The 15,008-nt window shown below is 68.7% G+C and carries 13 protein-coding genes; 6 read left to right on the forward strand and 7 right to left on the reverse strand.

Features of this window, described 5'->3' with window-relative positions:
- A partial coding sequence (locus tag ACWJI7_RS00005) for a sigma factor-like helix-turn-helix DNA-binding protein (protein WP_479934238.1) occupies positions 1-192 on the forward strand: 192 nt, incomplete at its 5' end.
- Positions 193-611: 419 nt separating this feature from the next.
- Positions 612-2,237, forward strand: a complete 1,626-nt coding sequence (locus ACWJI7_RS00010; protein ID WP_479934240.1) for a PhnD/SsuA/transferrin family substrate-binding protein — start codon at positions 612-614, stop codon at positions 2,235-2,237.
- Between the two features lie 5 nt (positions 2,238-2,242).
- Here ACWJI7_RS00010 and ACWJI7_RS00015 read toward each other — a convergent pair whose 3' ends face one another.
- Positions 2,243-2,731 carry a hypothetical protein gene (locus tag ACWJI7_RS00015; protein ID WP_479934241.1) on the reverse strand — a complete coding sequence of 163 codons (489 nt, stop codon included), beginning with the start codon at positions 2,729-2,731 and terminating at the stop codon, positions 2,243-2,245.
- Positions 2,732-2,771: 40 nt separating this feature from the next.
- Positions 2,772-4,367, reverse strand: coding sequence for an ABC1 kinase family protein (locus tag ACWJI7_RS00020; protein WP_479934242.1), 1,596 nt, complete (start codon positions 4,365-4,367; stop codon positions 2,772-2,774).
- 170 nt (positions 4,368-4,537) lie between these two features.
- Between ACWJI7_RS00020 and ACWJI7_RS00025 the strand changes: the two genes are divergently transcribed.
- From ACWJI7_RS00025 to ACWJI7_RS00035, 3 genes are read left to right on the forward strand one after another with little or no spacing between them, the layout of a single operon-like run.
- Complete coding sequence (locus tag ACWJI7_RS00025) at positions 4,538-5,914, forward strand: aminotransferase class I/II-fold pyridoxal phosphate-dependent enzyme (RefSeq protein WP_479934244.1); 1,377 nt, start codon at positions 4,538-4,540, stop codon at positions 5,912-5,914.
- A 12-nt stretch (positions 5,915-5,926) separates the two neighbouring features.
- Positions 5,927-6,577 carry a precorrin-6Y C5,15-methyltransferase subunit CbiT gene (gene cbiT / locus ACWJI7_RS00030; RefSeq protein ID WP_479934246.1) on the forward strand — a complete coding sequence of 217 codons (651 nt, stop codon included), beginning with the start codon at positions 5,927-5,929 and terminating at the stop codon, positions 6,575-6,577.
- A complete protein-coding gene (locus tag ACWJI7_RS00035; RefSeq protein ID WP_479934248.1) occupies positions 6,574-7,479 on the forward strand; it encodes a phosphatidate cytidylyltransferase in 906 nt (301 codons plus the stop codon). The genes cbiT and ACWJI7_RS00035 overlap by 4 nt, the downstream gene beginning before the upstream one ends.
- A gap of 19 nt (positions 7,480-7,498) precedes the next feature.
- Here the strand turns inward: ACWJI7_RS00035 and ACWJI7_RS00040 are convergent, their stop codons facing one another.
- The 5 genes from ACWJI7_RS00040 to ACWJI7_RS00060 form a co-directional block, all read right to left on the reverse strand.
- A complete protein-coding gene (locus ACWJI7_RS00040) occupies positions 7,499-8,173 on the reverse strand; it encodes an LmeA family phospholipid-binding protein (protein ID WP_479934249.1) in 675 nt (224 codons plus the stop codon).
- Positions 8,174-8,199: 26 nt separating this feature from the next.
- Positions 8,200-9,108, reverse strand: a complete 909-nt coding sequence (locus ACWJI7_RS00045) for an alpha/beta fold hydrolase (protein WP_479934251.1) — start codon at positions 9,106-9,108, stop codon at positions 8,200-8,202.
- 8 nt (positions 9,109-9,116) lie between these two features.
- Positions 9,117-10,223: an iron-containing alcohol dehydrogenase family protein gene (locus ACWJI7_RS00050; RefSeq protein WP_479935096.1), complete on the reverse strand. Its 1,107-nt coding sequence runs from the start codon at positions 10,221-10,223 to the stop codon at positions 9,117-9,119.
- 52 nt (positions 10,224-10,275) lie between these two features.
- Entirely contained in the window at positions 10,276-12,840 is a 2,565-nt protein-coding gene (locus ACWJI7_RS00055) for an ATP-dependent Clp protease ATP-binding subunit (protein WP_479934252.1), read from the reverse strand.
- Positions 12,841-13,014: 174 nt separating this feature from the next.
- A complete protein-coding gene (locus ACWJI7_RS00060; RefSeq protein WP_479934254.1) occupies positions 13,015-13,500 on the reverse strand; it encodes a GNAT family N-acetyltransferase in 486 nt (161 codons plus the stop codon).
- A 106-nt stretch (positions 13,501-13,606) separates the two neighbouring features.
- On the opposite strand from ACWJI7_RS00060, the gene lysA reads away from it, so the two are divergent.
- Positions 13,607-15,004 carry a diaminopimelate decarboxylase gene (gene lysA, locus ACWJI7_RS00065; protein ID WP_479935098.1) on the forward strand — a complete coding sequence of 466 codons (1,398 nt, stop codon included), beginning with the start codon at positions 13,607-13,609 and terminating at the stop codon, positions 15,002-15,004.
- Positions 15,005-15,008: the final 4 nt, after the last annotated feature.

Consider the following 15,008-nt stretch of genomic DNA (forward strand, 5'->3'; position numbering starts at 1 on the left):
GAGCAGCTGCCGGAGGTGCAGCGCAGCGTGCTGAAGATGCGCTACGGCATCGACGGCGAAGAGCCGATGAGCCTCACCTCGATCGCCCGCAACCTCGGCATGAGCCGGGACAAGACCCGCAACCTGGAGCGCAGAGCCCTGGAGGGAATCCGCTCCCGCTCCCGCCAGCTGGAGGGGTATCTGGTGGCCTGATCGGCAGTCAGGCTGGTTCGCACGGAACTGATGCAGGCCGGGTCACTCCCAGCGGAATCTGGGAGTTGGGATTCCTCTGTGGTTGAGCTGGGAATCCTTGAACGAACAACGCCACTCCCTTGACCCGTGAACTGTCCTCCCCAAACCCGCGTCACCACCACCAACGTTCGATTGCAGCAGCGGAATCTCGAGCGCCTCGACATCCTCACCCGCGCCTGGGGGATGGCCCACCGAGGTGAAGCCCTCGATCACCTGCAGGATCAGCTCTGGGATGAGCCCGTCTATGAGAGAGCTTCGGCGCACTCCCAGCTGGTCCCATCGGGATCCACCGTAGTCAGTCGAGGCTATTCGCCCTTACAGTCGGCCCATCAAGGTGGTGGCGTAGGCAGTTGGCTTCGCAGTCTGCGTACAAAACGGCATTGAGCAGAGCTCTCGACTCCACCCGAGACGGACTCAAGCTGTTTGTAGACGCCAGCCTGGCTGAGCGATTCGGGCATCAGTGGCATCAGCACGAAAAGGTGCGAAAGATGTTCCCCTTTGGACCGCCCTATGGAGCCGAAGGGCCCGCGCTCGATGCGGCTGCTCTACTGAAGCTGCTGTCTGATACGTACTACTGGAAGATTCTCTTCAGCCAGCGATTCGGCTCAGGTAGCCGCTGGAGAATCGACAGCTTGAGGGACCTGCGCAATCGCCTTGCCCACGATCAGGGAGAAGATCCGCTCTTCCGCAGCCGCCCTTCAGTCCTGGGCTATCTCGAGAGCATGGAAGTCCTGCTCCAGGCGATCGACAGCCCCCAGGCAACGGAGGTGCGGGCAATCAAGAGCGAGATCAACCCGGGCCCGATCGAAACTCTGCGGCGCCTGGTCAGCGGAAGGGCCCCTGGCTCGAAGCGCTTCTGGGCGGCAGGGCTGGGGACAATCGCGATCAGTGGCTTCCTGATCGACTACTACCGATCCCCGAAAGTCCGAGCCGAGAGCCTTGTGATCGGCACACCCCATCAACGCCTCGACAACTACCGCACTCTGGAGACGGCGCTGGAGCACCGACTGAAGCCGGATCGGCTGATCAACCATCTGCTCGGCAAGCGCGTTGATGTGATCCTCACAAACACCAACAGCTACCCCAAGGCCGTGGCGGAGCTGAAAGCACTCAACTGGGATGTGGCCTTGGCCTATTCACCGATCGTTTCGATGTCGGCGATGGAGCTCGGCTATCGGCCGATCGGCGTGATGTTCCCGGAGAGCAAAGGGTACACCTCGGTGATCTTCACCCGCAAGGACAGCCCTATCCAGAAACTGGCAGATCTGGGGCCTGATTCCAAGGTGGCCCTTGGAGATTACTACTCCGCTACGAAGTACTTCGTGCCGATGGCGCTGCTCAAAGGCAGGCGTGTGACCCTGCTAACCAATCTGGAGGTGTCCGAGATCTTCGATCTGGTGCGCGATGGCAAGGCCGATGTGGGAGTGGCGGCCCGAAGCTTCGAACAGGAACAACCCTCGGATGAGTTCAGTCCGGAGCGGAGCGAGGAGGGCTTCCGGGTGATTGCGCGCGGAGATCCACTCCCGGCAGCGGTGGTGGCCCTCTCTCCCGGCCTCGCCGACAGGGATCGTGAGGTGCCCGCAAGGGTGCTCATGGAACTTCCCGCCGATGTACGGCACCGGGACCGGGCGAACTACGGCCCCGGTACCATTCCCGATTACGGCCCAATGGAACGGGTGGTGGCTGAGGTTCGGTCCTTCAGCGCCTGTCTCAAGCTGGATGGAACCACCCTGTCAATCGCCTGTCCGCCTGGACTGAATATCGTCTCCCATGACCTGTGGATTGACGACGTCTCGATGGCCGGAACCGCCGTGTTGGTTAACGCCACCGGCATCAATCGCCAGCCGATGGCCATCTCGATCGAGCGCTCCCTCCTCAACCAGCTGGTTTCTGAAGTGACCCACTCCCAGTTGAAAGGCCGTCACCTGCAGGTGCTGCTGGCAGCCGGTGCGGGTCCAGGCCCCCACCACATCCTGCACCCCAACCAGATCGAATGGCAGAACTGATCGGCTCAGAAGAACTGGTCGAAATTGTCGAAATCCACGGCCCGGAAGCTGCCGTCCTGCACCTGGGCCATCAAGCGCTCCAGCTGCACCCACAGGGCTCCGCCGGTGAGCAGGGAGAGCAGCAGGGCCACCAGCAGGGCGGTTCCCCCCCCGAAGCCGAACACCTGCAGGCTGCCGCCGATGAAGAGGGTCACCCCGATCACCAGCGCGCTGTAGGAGGCGATCACGTCGCCGCTGCCCAGCGGCAGCAGGGCGAGGCGATCCTGTTTCCAGCCTTCCAGCCGGTTCTGCACCTGGCGGGCAAAGGTGAGTCCGCAGAGCACGCTGATCAGCAGGCCCACCCCAGCCAGGAAGAAGGGGGGCTGACCCAGGGGAACGGACTCCAGCAGGATCTCCTGGGCGTCAAGGTCACCCAGCAACCCCAGGGACGCCTCCTGAGCCACCTGCTGCAGATCCCCCGAAGCGGAGGTGACGAGGGCGGCAACGACGCTCACGGAAGGGGACCGGACGGGACGGTGACCCTACCGCCGCCCCTCAGGCGGCGGCGCCGAGGGGGTTGAAGCGGTGCAGAACGCCCCCAGCCAGCTTGCGGGGCGAGAAGGTGCGGCGCACTAGGGCAAGCAGGGCCTGCAGGTCCTCGGTGTTGATGCGGTTGTCGCGCACCAGCATCAGCAGCAGCCGCTGGCGCAGGCTGCCGCCCCGTGGACCGAACAGCAGGCGAAGTCCGGCGCCGGCCACCGGCAGCAGATCGGGGTTGGCCTCGTCCTGCTCCACCACGGCCAGCAGGCTCTCGAGCCGCTCCAGCTGGAGCCGCCCCCGGCGATCGAAGAGCACCTCGAGCAACTTCTCGCGAAGCTCGGCGGTGTCGCCGGCCAGCAGCCGGCGGGCCACGTAGGGATAGGCGACCCGGATGATCCGGAAGCTGGGGTCGAGCCGCAGCGCCAGGCCCTCCTGGCTGACCACCGCCCGGATGATCAGGGCGAAGCGGGCCGGCACCCGGAAGGGGTAATCGAACATCAGCTCGGAGAACCGGTCGGTGATCGCCTTGAAGTTGAAGGACCCCACGTTCTCCCCCAGCTGACCACCGAGCACGGTTTCCAGGGCCGGCACGATCGGAGCCAGATCGGCGTCGGGGCGGAGGAAACCGAGGGCGCGGAAGTCGCCGGCGAGGGCCTCGAAATCCCGGTTGATCAGATGGACCACAGCCGCGGTGAGCGTCAGACGGTCCGCGTCGCTGATCGAATCCATCATGCCGAAATCGACATAGGCCACATGGCCCATGGCCCCGGTGCGGCCGGGCAGGGCGAAGAGGTTGCCGGGGTGGGGATCGGCGTGGAAATAGCCGAATTCCAGCAGCTGCTGCAGGCCGGCCATCACTCCGGTGCGGATCAGGGCATCGGGTTCGAGCCGGTGGGCCTCGAGCTCCAGCCGGTCCTGCAGCTTGATGCCGTTGATCCAGGTGGTGGTGAGGACCAGCCGGCTGGAGACCTGCCGCTCCACGCGAGGCACCGTCACCGTGGGGTTGTCGGCGAACAGGGCGCCGAACCGATCGGCATTGTCAGCCTCACGGCGGTAATCGATCTCCTCGAAGAGGGTGTGACCGAATTCATCGATGATGTCCCCGAGCCCGAAGCCCAGGTTCAGCGGCAGGAACGGGGCTGTGAGGATCCCGAGCAGGCGGATGATCACCAGATCGCGGCGCAGCAGGTAGGCCAGATTCGGCCGTTGCACCTTCACCGCTACCCAGTGGCCCGGAGTGAACTCCGCCTTGTACACCTGCCCCAGGCTCGCCGCCGCCACCGGATAGGGCGGGAACGTCTCGAACAGCTGCCCGGCCGGGGATCCCAGCTCCGACTCGATCACTGCCAGGGCCTGGGCGTGGGGGAAGGGGGGCAGGTTGTCCTGCAGCTGGGTGAGCTGCTCGAGCCAGTCGCGCCGCACCAGATCGGGGCGGGTGGAGAGGGCCTGGCCCACCTTGATGAAACAGGGTCCCAGCTGGGTGAGCGTGGTGAGGATGCGGCGGCCGAGCTGGCGCTGCACCGCCGCATCGGCGCTGCTGCCCTGCACGACCAGCACCAAAGCCAGCCCCGCCAGCTGCCAGAGGACCACCAGCAGGCGGCCGACCAGCACCCAGGGTCTCCGGAGCAGCCAGCGCAGATCAGCGTCGGGGTCGTAGCGGGGCGGTGGCCCCTCCAGAGGGACCGGGCGGATGGGTCGGAGCGGGGGGCGGACGGTGATGGTCGGAACTCCTGCGGCGCCTGTGGTCCACTCTCCAGACTCTAGAAAGCCCCCCCCTGAGCATGCTTCTGCCCCGGGCTCTGCGGAGCCTCCGTCCCGGCCTCGATCTGTACCTGCCCGCCCACGGGCGGGGGCGGGGCCTGGCGCCGGAGCTGCGGGAGCTGCTGCGGCAAGCACCCGGCAGCTGGGATCTGCCGGAACTGGCGGCGATCGGGGGGCCGCTGGACATGGAAGGTGCCGTGGCAGCCTCCCAGGCCAGCAGCGCCCGGCTGTGCGGCTGCGACCGCTGCTGGTTCGGGGTCAATGGGGCCAGCGGTCTGCTTCAGGCGGCCCTGCTGGCCATGGCCGCCCCCGGTGAGCGGGTTCTGCTGCCCCGAAACCTGCACCGCAGCCTGCTGCACGGGTGTGTGCTCGGCCGCCTGCGACCGGTGGTGTTCGATCTGCCCTTCGATCCGGCCACGGGCCTCTGGCAGCCACCCAGGGCGGATCAGCTGCGCCGGCTGCTGGACCGGGCCGGCCCCTTGGCAGGGGTGGTGCTGGTCCATCCCAGCTACCAGGGTCTGGCGGGAGACCTGCCGGCGCTGGTGGACCTCGTCCATCGCCGGGGGCTGCCGGTCCTGGTGGACGAGGCCCACGGCGCCCACTTCGGCGGGCCGGGTCTGCCCGGCACGGCCCTGGCGGCGGGCGCCGATCTGGTGGTGCAGTCCCTGCACAAGGCAGCCGGCGGGCTGGCCCAGAGCGCCGCCCTGATGCTGCAGGGCGCGCGACTGCCGGCCGCGGCGGTGGAACGCAGCCTGCTCTGGCTGCAGACCTCCAGCCCCAGCGCCCTGCTGCTGGCCTCCAGCGCCGCCGCCCTGGCCCATCGCCACAGCCCGGCCGGCGAGCGACAGCTCCGTGATGCCCTGGCCATCGCCGCCCAGCTGCGGGCGCGGCTGCTGGCCGCCGGCCTGCCCCTGGTGTCCAATCAGGATCCCCTGCGGCTGGTGCTCCACACCGCAGCCCTCGGCCTCAGCGGCCCGGCGGCCGACACCTGGCTGCAGCAGCGGGGCGTGACGGCCGAACTGCCCGAACCGGGCTGCCTCACCTTCTGCCTGGGGATCATTCCGCCCCGGGGTGTGGGGCGGAGGCTGCCCATCCAGCTGCGGCGCCTGCGGGACGCCCTGGGGGGCGAACCCTTGCCGCCCTTCCGCCGCCCCCCCCTGCCACCAATGGCGGAGCCCGAGCTGGACGTGGAGGTGGCCTGGCGGGCACCCTGGACGGTGGTGCCGCTGGAGCAGGCGGCGGGCCGTCTGGCCGCCGAGCCCATCTGCCCCTATCCACCGGGCATCCCCCTGCTCATTCCCGGTGAGCGGATCGATCCGGGGCGGGTCGACTGGTTACGGCGGCAGCGGGTCCTCTGGCCCGGCCAGATCGCTGATACCGTGAAGGTTGTGGCCTGAACGGCGCAGCGGATGGGCGCACGGGAGCGAAGGGGGCCGCCGCAATCCGGTCCGGCGGTGGAGCCTCCGTTCCAGTGGGATTTCGTCACTCCGGGCCTGCCCGACAGCGTGTTCGAAGGTGCCCCGGGGTTCAGTCCGACTCCGATGGAACTGCGGGTGATGCTGCTGGCCCACCTTCGGCCCAGGGCCGATTCCACCGTCTGGGATGTGGGCGGTGGCACGGGGGCGCTGGCCCTGGAGATCGCCCGGCTGATGCCCTCCGGCGCCCTGCACACGCTGGAGAGGGATCCGGAGGCGATTGAGCTGCTGGAGCGGAACCGCCGCCGCTTCGGAATCTCGAACCTGCACATCCATGCCGGCCAGGCGCCCGAGGATCTGGCGCGCCTGCCGGGCCGGCCGGACCGGGTGGTGCTGGAGGTGGGGCGCCCCCTCGCGACGGTGCTGGAGGCCGTCTGGAGCGCCCTGCTGCCGGGGGGGCGCCTGGTGATCAGCACAGCCAGCCTGGAGGGGCTGGTCGATGCGACCGATACCCTGAGCCAGCTCGACGCCCGGGACGTGCAGGTGGTGCAGGCCACGGTTCATCGCATGCAGCGGCGGGGCAGCCAGGCGCGGCTGGCCGCGGCCGAACCTCTCTTCCTGATCGCGGCCGAGCGTCTCGGGTGAGTCAGACCCGCCGGGCGCCAACCTCCCTGCCCAGGCTGGTCAGTGGACTTGCGGCCGGCGGCTTCGGGCTGCTGGTGGTGGGACTGGGGGGGTGGTGGTTCACGCTGGCGGTGGGAGTGATCGTGCACCTCGGCCTGCTGGAGTTCTTCCGGATGGCCCAGTTCAAGGGCATCCGTCCCGCCACCAAGACCACCCTGGTCGCCTGTCAGCTGTTGCTGATCGCCACCCAGTGGGCCAGCGGCGGGGGCATGGCGGTGGATCTGGCGGCGGCGGTGCTGCCGCTGTCGGGGGCCGTGATCTGTGGCTGGCTGCTGCTTCAGCCCGTGACCGGCACGATCGCCGACATCGCCGCCTCAATCTTCGGGCTGTTCTACCTGGGCTTCCTGCCCAGCCACTGGCTGAGGCTGAGGGATCTCGGCGATGGGCTTCTGGCCCCCCGCCTGGGGGATCCGGGCTGGCCGATCTCGAGCGGAATGGCTCTCACCCTGCTGGCCTGCCTGCTGGTGGTGGCCACCGATATCGGCTCCTATGTGATCGGCCGCCGCCTCGGCCGGCATCCCCTCTCCCCGATCTCCCCGGGCAAGACGGTGGAGGGGGCCCTGGGCGGAGTGGGCTGCGCCGTGCTGGTGGGAGCCGTGGGCGGGGTGCTGCTGGGCTGGCCCTGGGGCTGGCTGGTGGGAGCCCTGCTCGGGGGCATGGTGGCGGTGTTCGCCCTGGTGGGCGATCTGACCGAATCGATGATGAAACGGGACGCGGGGCTCAAGGATTCCGGCGACGCCATCCCCGGTCATGGAGGCATTCTCGACCGGATCGACAGTTACCTGTTCACCCCGGCGGTGGTCTTCTATGTGGTGACTCTGCTGGTACCGCTGCTGGATCAGGCCTCTCCACCGCTGGGCTAGAGCCCCGCCGCGGCTGGGCTCAGGGAGTCACCCTCGCCTCGCCGTCCAGCCGCAGCATCTCCCCCTCAAGGCTGACCCTGTCGATGTGGATGTTGGGATCCATCGGCAGCCGGGCCCTGCTTCGGCCATCGAGACCGAGCAGCTCGACGCCGCCGTCCACGGCCACCGGTCTCGTCTCCAGCTCGACCCCCCGGTGTTCGCCCAGGGCGGCGGCCACGAAGATCAGCTGATCGCGGGCGATGCGTAGCTCCAGCAGCGGCACCAGGCCGAACAGGGTTTCACCGAGCTGGTCACTCAGGCTCCGCCACTGGGGCCTGGCCAGGGAGCGGGTCAACCCGTCCGCGCTGAAGGCCACCTGCCCGACGATGGCGAAGGGATGCTCCAGGGTGACGGTCCGGGTGCGAAGCCACGGACCGATCCGGACCCGCAGGGCCTCGCTGCGCAGCTGCACACGCTCGATCTGCAACCCCTGATAGGTCACCCGTCGGGCCATCAGCGTGACGCCCTCAAGCTGGCCACGCAGCAGCTGCAGAGCCGATCCATGCAGCTGAAGCTCCAGGCTGTCGACCCCCTCGCAGCGGCTCCGCACCCAGAGCTGGAGACCCGCCGCCAGCAGGGCCAGCACGGGTCCGCTATCGCGGCCCCGCTCAGGGGGCTGGGGGAGGGCCTCCGGCGGATCGGGGCGGCTCGTCATCCGCGGATCAGAGGCACCATTCCCTCCTAACAGAGCAGGGGTGTGGCGTCGAAGGCGGCGAACGTGGCGGCCACGGCCTCGGGTCGGTCCAGGTGGGACAGGTGGCCGCAGTCGGCCAGCTCCCGCAGGCGCGTGCCCAGCAGGGCCTGGGCCGCCCGCTTCTGGGGTGCCCTGAGAATCCGGTCCTGCGCCCCCCACAGCACCTGAAGCGGCTGGGGCGGCAACGGATCGCCAGAGCCGGCGAACCCCCCACTGCGGGCGAAGCGCCGGAGGGAATCGGCCCAGCCCGGAGCCTGCAGGTGGAGGGAGGCGATCTCCTCCTCGGCGGGCCCCACGCTGGCGGCCGGGTCGGCGAAGGCCTGGCGACAGAGGGCACGCCGCACCCACGGCAGGCCGAGAAAGCGAACCCCAAGGGCGTCGAGCAGGGGCGGCAGGGGCATCGGACGACCGGTCAGGCCGGCGGGGGCCAGCAGCAGCAGCCGGCGGATCCGAACGGGATGGCGGCGGGCCAGTTCCACCGCCACGGAACCACCCATCGAGGCGCCGATCACCGAAACCGACGGCGCACTCGCCGATCCGACCTGCTCGGACATGGCCAGCAGCAGCGCCTCGAGGTGGGCGAGCACACCGGCCGGGGTGAAGGGCCCCTGCACCGGACGTGGTCCGAAGCCGAACCCGAACAGATCGGGGATGAACAACCGCGCCCGGGGGGCCAGCAATGGAGCCAGTCGCCGGAACTCCAGAAAGGAGCTGTCAAAACCGTGCAACAGCAGCCAGGGCTCCCCGGAGCCCAGCACCGCCACCGGCCAGCGGCCTTCCAGGCCCGGCAGGTTCCACCACTCCACGCTGGCCGCCAGATCACGCCCCAGCGGATCCTGCAATCCGGCGGCGGCGGCGGCCACCAGCCGGGGCCCATCCAGGGGGGCGGACGGCACGGCCGGGCTCAAGCGGACCGCTCGATCGAGAGGGTGGAGGGGGTTCCGGGGCCGGAGGGGTTGGAGCCCCCCTCGTCCGCCGTGCTCACCAGGGCCGCCAGCAGCTCCGGCGGACTCACGGGGAAGGGCAGGTGGTGCAGATCGGACCCGGCTCGGCAGGCATGGACGCAGACCTCCAGGAGCTGACTGAGGCGGGTCGGGGAGAGGCCCAGGTCGGCCAGGGTCACCGGCAGGCCAAGGGCACGGAAGACGGGGAGCAATTGGCGGCGGGCCTGGCCGGCCAGGCGGTTCCCGCCCAGCATCTCCTCCAGCCGCAGCTGGGCCAGCACGCCGACGGCCACCTTTTCGCCGTGCAGCGAACCGTGGGTCGCCTCGAGCTGGGTGAGGCCGTTATGGACCGCATGGGCAGCCACGGTGCGACAGCGGGCGCCCCCCAGACCACCGATCAGTCCGGCGGTGAGAGCACAGGCCTCGGCCACCCGAACCCAGGCCTCGCTCCCGGGCCGCTCGATCGCCGCCGTCCCGTCGAGCAGCAACTGATCCCGCAGCACACGGGCCAGCTGCACGGCCTGCTGCACCAGACCGTCGGTGCTGGCACCGCTGCTCACCGAAGCCTCATACCACTTGGCCATCGCATCGGCGATGCCGCTGGCCAGGGTGCGCGGCGGAGCCGTGCGCACCAGGTCGTGGTCGAAGACGAGAAGATCGGGGCAGCGGGCGAGCTCCACGTCGCGCACGAAGGCGCCCTGGGGGGTGTAGAGATTGGCGAGGGCCGTCCATCCGGCGCAGGTGGCCGCACTGGTGGGCACCGTGACGCAGGGAAGGGCCAGCCGGTGGGCCAGCAATTTGCCGGCATCGAGAACCTTGCCGCCCCCGGCGGCGATCACCCCATCGCGACCGGTGGCGCTGGCTTCGGCGGCAAGCCGCACGAGATCGGGCTCGCAGCAGTCGTCCTGCAGTTCGGCCCCCAGGGGGTCAAGGCCGATTACGCCCAGGTCGGCCAGCAGCCCCTCCCGCCGGCAACGGGTGACCCGGCTTCTCCCGAGCAGCAGCGGCCGTCGGGTGAGGGTGGCGATCGCCCCGAGGGAATGGGACCAGGCCGATGGGCCTCGCATCAGCCTGGCGGGGGCCACGGCGTGCTGCTGCAGCACCTCCACGACGGCCGGATCAGACGCTGGCACCGGCCAGTTCGGGTTCGGTGACGACGGTCTGGTGGCGGATCACCACCTGCTTCTCGTCGTTGACATCGACGAGGGCCGAGTCGCCTTCCTTGAGGCGACCCGAGAGGAACTCCTCCGCCAGGCTGTCCTCCAGCAGGCGCATGACCGCACGGCGCAGGGGACGGGCCCCGTAGCTGGGGTTGTAACCCTCTTCCACCAGGCGCTCCTTGAAGGCCTCGGTGACCGAGAGGCCGATGCCTTTCTCCTGCATGCGGGCGAAGACCTCACGCAGCATGATTTCGGCGATGTCCTTGACCTCGTCGCGGCTGAGCTGCCGGAAGACGATGATCTCGTCGAGACGGTTGAGGAATTCGGGACGGAAGTACTGCTTGAGCTCCTCGTTCACCAGGGAGCGGATCCGGTTGTACTGGGTCTCCTCCACGGCGGCGCCGGAGAATTCAAAGCCGAGCCCCCCGCCACCTTTTTCGATCACCTTCGAACCGATGTTCGAAGTCATGATGATCAGGGTGTTCTTGAAATCCACCGTGCGGCCCTTGGAATCGGTGAGGCGACCGTCTTCAAGCAATTGAAGGAGGAGGTTGAACACATCGGGATGGGCTTTCTCGATCTCATCGAACAGCACCACGGTGTACGGGCGCCGCCGGACCGCCTCGGTGAGCTGGCCGCCTTCATTGAAGCCGACATAGCCGGGAGGGGAACCGATCAGCTTGCTGACGGTGTGGCGCTCCATGAACTCGGACATGTCGAGCCGGATCATGGCTTCCTCGCTGCCGAAGAAGTAGGCGGCTAGGGCCTTGGTGAGTTCCGTCTTGCCGACGCCGGTGGGGCCGGAGAAGATGAAGCTGGCGATCGGACGGTTGGGGTTCTTGAGACCCACCCGGGCACGGCGGATCGCCTTGGACACGGCCTTGACGGCTTCGTCCTGCCCGATCAGACGCTGGTGGAGGGTGTCCTCCATGTTGAGCAGCTTCACCGATTCGCTCTCGGTGAGCTTCTGGACGGGAACCCCGGTCCAGGCCGCCACGATCTGGGCGATGTCCTCTTCGGTGACAACGGGATGGCGCTCCCCGGCGGAGGAAGCCAGGGCCAGATCCGCGGCGGTGCTGACCTCCACCTCCGCTGCGGTGGCGACGGCTTCAAGGCCGCTGTCGCTGGCCGGCTCGCCATCACGGCGGGCCTGGAGGATGGAGCGGATCTGCTCGCGCAACTCCACCTCCTTGTCGCGCAGCTCACCGGCCTTGGTGAAGTCCTGCTGGCGCACCGAGTCCTCCTTCTGCTTCTGAACCTCACGGAGCTGCTTGTCGAGCTCCTTGGCGGCCGGGGGCAGCTTGGAGTTGAGCAGGCGCACGCGGCTGCCGGCCTCGTCGATCAGGTCGATGGCCTTGTCGGGGAGGAAGCGGTCGGAGATGTAGCGATCCCCCAGGGTGGCCGCGGCCACCAGGGCCTCATCGCTGATCTTGAGCCTGTGATGCTGCTCGTAGCGCTCCCGCAACCCGTGCAGGATCTCGATCGTCTCGACCACCGAAGGCTCACCCACCATCACCGGCTGGAAGCGTCGCTCAAGGGCCGCGTCCCGTTCGATGTGCTTGCGGTATTCATCCAGGGTGGTGGCCCCGATGCACTGCAGCTCTCCCCTGGCCAGGGCGGGCTTGAGGATGTTGGCCGCATCGATGGCGCCCTCGGCCGCACCGGCGCCGATCAGGGTGTGCACTTCGTCGATCACGAGGATGACGTTTCCGGCCCCCCGGATCTCCTCCATGATCTTCTTGAGCCGCTCCTCGAACTCGCCGCGGTACTTGGTGCCGGCCACCAGCAGGCCGATGTCCAGGGTGAGGACGCGCTTGTCCTCAAGGATGTCGGGCACCTCTCCCTGAATGATGCGCTGGGCGAGGCCTTCGGCGATGGCGGTCTTGCCGACACCCGGCTCCCCGATCAACACGGGGTTGTTCTTGGTTCGCCGGCCGAGGATCTGGACAACCCGATCGATCTCGTTCTGGCGGCCCACCACGGGATCGAGCTTGCCTTCGGTGGCCAGCTGGGTGAGATTGCTGCCGAATTCATCAAGGGTGGGGGTCTTGGTGGAGCCCTTGCTGCCCCCTCCGGCGGTGACCTCGGCGGTTTCACCCAGCATGCGGATCACCTGGGTGCGGACCTTGGCCAGGTCGACACCGAGATTCTCAAGGACCCGGGCGGCGACACCTTCGCCCTCCCGGATCAGACCGAGCAGCAGGTGTTCGGTGCCGATGTAGTTGTGGCCGAGCTGCCGGGCCTCCTCAAGGGACAGCTCCAGCACGCGCTTGGCCCGGGGAGTGAACGGGATCTCCACCGCCACGAAGCCGGAGCCCCGACCAATGATCTTCTCCACCTCCACGCGGGCATCCTTGAGGTTGACCCCCATGGACTTGAGTACCTTGGCGGCCACGCCCGTTCCCTCGCCGATCAGCCCGAGGAGGATCTGCTCGGTGCCCACGAAGTTGTGGCCGAGGCGGCGGGCCTCCTCCTGGGCCAGCATGATGACCTTGATGGCCTTCTCGGTAAACCGCTCGAACATGGGCGGTGCCTGTGCAAGTTCCCCTAACCTATCAGGGCTGGCAGGGTCCGTGCGGCTCGTTGGGTCGGAATGGCAGATCCGTTGCGCCAACTGGGGAGAGCCCGGTCATTCGCAATAGCCTCGACGACTTAATCCTTCGGCGTTCCGCATCAACAAAGGGCGGCAATCCGTACCTCACTGATCGCCGGCCAGGGGATTGACCAGCTCCACCCATTGGATCAGAGCATCCTGGCCGTCGTGGTAGTAACCGCGACGACGGCCCGCCACGGCGAACCCGAACGCGGCGTAGAGGGCCAGGGCGGCCGTGTTTCCGGCGGAGACCTCCAGGGTGGCCCGTTCGGCCCCTTCCCCGATCGCCTCACGCAGCAGGGCCTCCAGCACCAGGGCGGCCAGGCCCCGGCGGCGGTGGCGGGGGTCCACGGCCACCAGGCTGATGTGGAGCTCTTCGAGGATCAGCCAGCCGCAGGCCACGGCCCGCAGGGCACCCTCCTGCCAGATCCCGAGGCAGGGCCGCCGGGGGCCGGCAAGCTCGCTGCGCCACTGGTTCTCGCTCCAGGCGGCGCGACGGGCCCGGCGATCAAGGGCCACGCAATGGGGATGGTCCTCCGGCCCCAGCCGCCTGACCAGCCGTGTGGCGGGCGATTCGACGTCTCCAGCCATGGTCGTCCCTACGATTGTGAACCGAGCCCGAGCCCCAGTCCGCAGGATTCCCCCGATGATCGTGTCTTCCGTCAGCGCACCAGCGGCACCGGGACACTCACCGGGCATGGACGGCTCAGCTCCTGACGCCCCTGGCTCGGACGCGGTTCCGTTCTACGAGCCCGGCCGCGACCCCGCCAGCCCGAACCGCAATCTCACCCCGCTCAGCACCCGGCTCCAGGCCGACGGGGCCCTCGAGGTGGGCGGCTGCGGACTAGCCCCCCTGGCCCGCCGCTATGGCACCCCCCTCTATGTGCTTGACGAAGAGACCCTGCGGGCCAGTTGCCGGGCCTATCGCGAGGCCCTCCTCGCCCACTACCCCGGCCCCTCCCTGGCGCTCTATGCCTCCAAGGCCAACAGCAGTCTGGTGCTGAGTGCCCTGGTGGCCTCCGAAGGGCTGGGTCTCGACGCCGTCTCGGCCGGCGAACTGCTCACCGCGCTGGAGGGGGGCATGCCACCCGAGCGGATCGTGCTGCACGGCAACAACAAATCGGACCAGGAACTGGCCCTGGCGGTGGAGCACGGCGTGACCGTGGTGGTGGACAACACCCACGACCTGGAGCGGCTGGCGGAACTCGCGCCGGCCGCCGGGCCGCCGGTGACCCTGATGCTCCGCTTCACGCCGGGCATCGAATGCCACACCCACGAGTACATCCGCACCGGCCACCTCGACAGCAAGTTCGGCTTCGATCCCGACCAGCTCGAACCGGTGCTGTGCCAGTTGCGCGACTGCGCCTGGGCCCGTCTCACCGGGCTGCACGCGCACATCGGCTCCCAGATCTTCGAGCTGCAGCCCCACCGGGACCTGGCGGCGGTGATGGCCGATGCCCTGGCGCTGGCCCGCTCCCTGGGGCACCCGGTCTGCGACCTGAACGTGGGGGGCGGGCTGGGGATCCGCTATGTGGAGAGTGACGATCCCCCCAGCATCGAGGCCTGGGTGCGGGGTGTCGCAGGGGCTCTCAGCGAGGCCTGCCGCGCCCGGGGCCTGGAGCTGCCCCGACTGTTGTGTGAACCGGGGCGCTCCCTGGTGGCCACCGCCGGCGTGACCCTCTACACGATTGGCAGTCGCAAGCAGATCCCCGGGATCCGCACCTACCTCTCGGTGGACGGCGGCATGAGCGATAACCCGCGGCCGATCACCTACCAGTCGAGCTACACGGCGGTGCTGGCGGAGCGGGCCTCATCCCCGGCCGAGGAGACGGTGACCCTGGCGGGCAAGCACTGCGAATCCGGTGACGTGCTGCTCAAGGATCTGGCCCTGCCCGCCAGCCGCAGCGGTGACGTGCTGGCGGTGTTCGCCACCGGGGCCTACAACGCCTCGATGGCCTCCACCTACAACCGCATCCCCAGGCCGGCGGCGGTGCTGGTGGGCGAGGGCCGCTCCGAGCTGGTGCAGAGGCGGGAGAGGCCGGACGAACTGCTGCTCCACGACGTTTTGCCAGAACGGTTCCGCCCGGTACCGTGACGTC

Source organism: Cryptocyanus atlanticus LEGE 06306, assembly GCF_056633155.1.

What these genes read in the sequence shown, in the direction of transcription:
- lysA (WP_479935098.1), top strand. Translation starts at nt 13,607, where the DNA reads ATGGACGGCTCAGCTCCTGACGCCCCTGGCTCGGACGCGGTTCCGTTC.
- ACWJI7_RS00055 (WP_479934252.1), bottom strand. Translation starts at nt 12,840, where the DNA reads ATGTTCGAGCGGTTTACCGAGAAGGCCATCAAGGTCATCATGCTGGCC.
- ACWJI7_RS00050 (WP_479935096.1), bottom strand. Translation starts at nt 10,223, where the DNA reads ATGCGAGGCCCATCGGCCTGGTCCCATTCCCTCGGGGCGATCGCCACC.
- cbiT (WP_479934246.1), top strand. Translation starts at nt 5,927, where the DNA reads ATGGGCGCACGGGAGCGAAGGGGGCCGCCGCAATCCGGTCCGGCGGTG.
- ACWJI7_RS00025 (WP_479934244.1), top strand. Translation starts at nt 4,538, where the DNA reads ATGCTTCTGCCCCGGGCTCTGCGGAGCCTCCGTCCCGGCCTCGATCTG.
- ACWJI7_RS00060 (WP_479934254.1), bottom strand. Translation starts at nt 13,500, where the DNA reads ATGGCTGGAGACGTCGAATCGCCCGCCACACGGCTGGTCAGGCGGCTG.
- ACWJI7_RS00040 (WP_479934249.1), bottom strand. Translation starts at nt 8,173, where the DNA reads ATGACGAGCCGCCCCGATCCGCCGGAGGCCCTCCCCCAGCCCCCTGAG.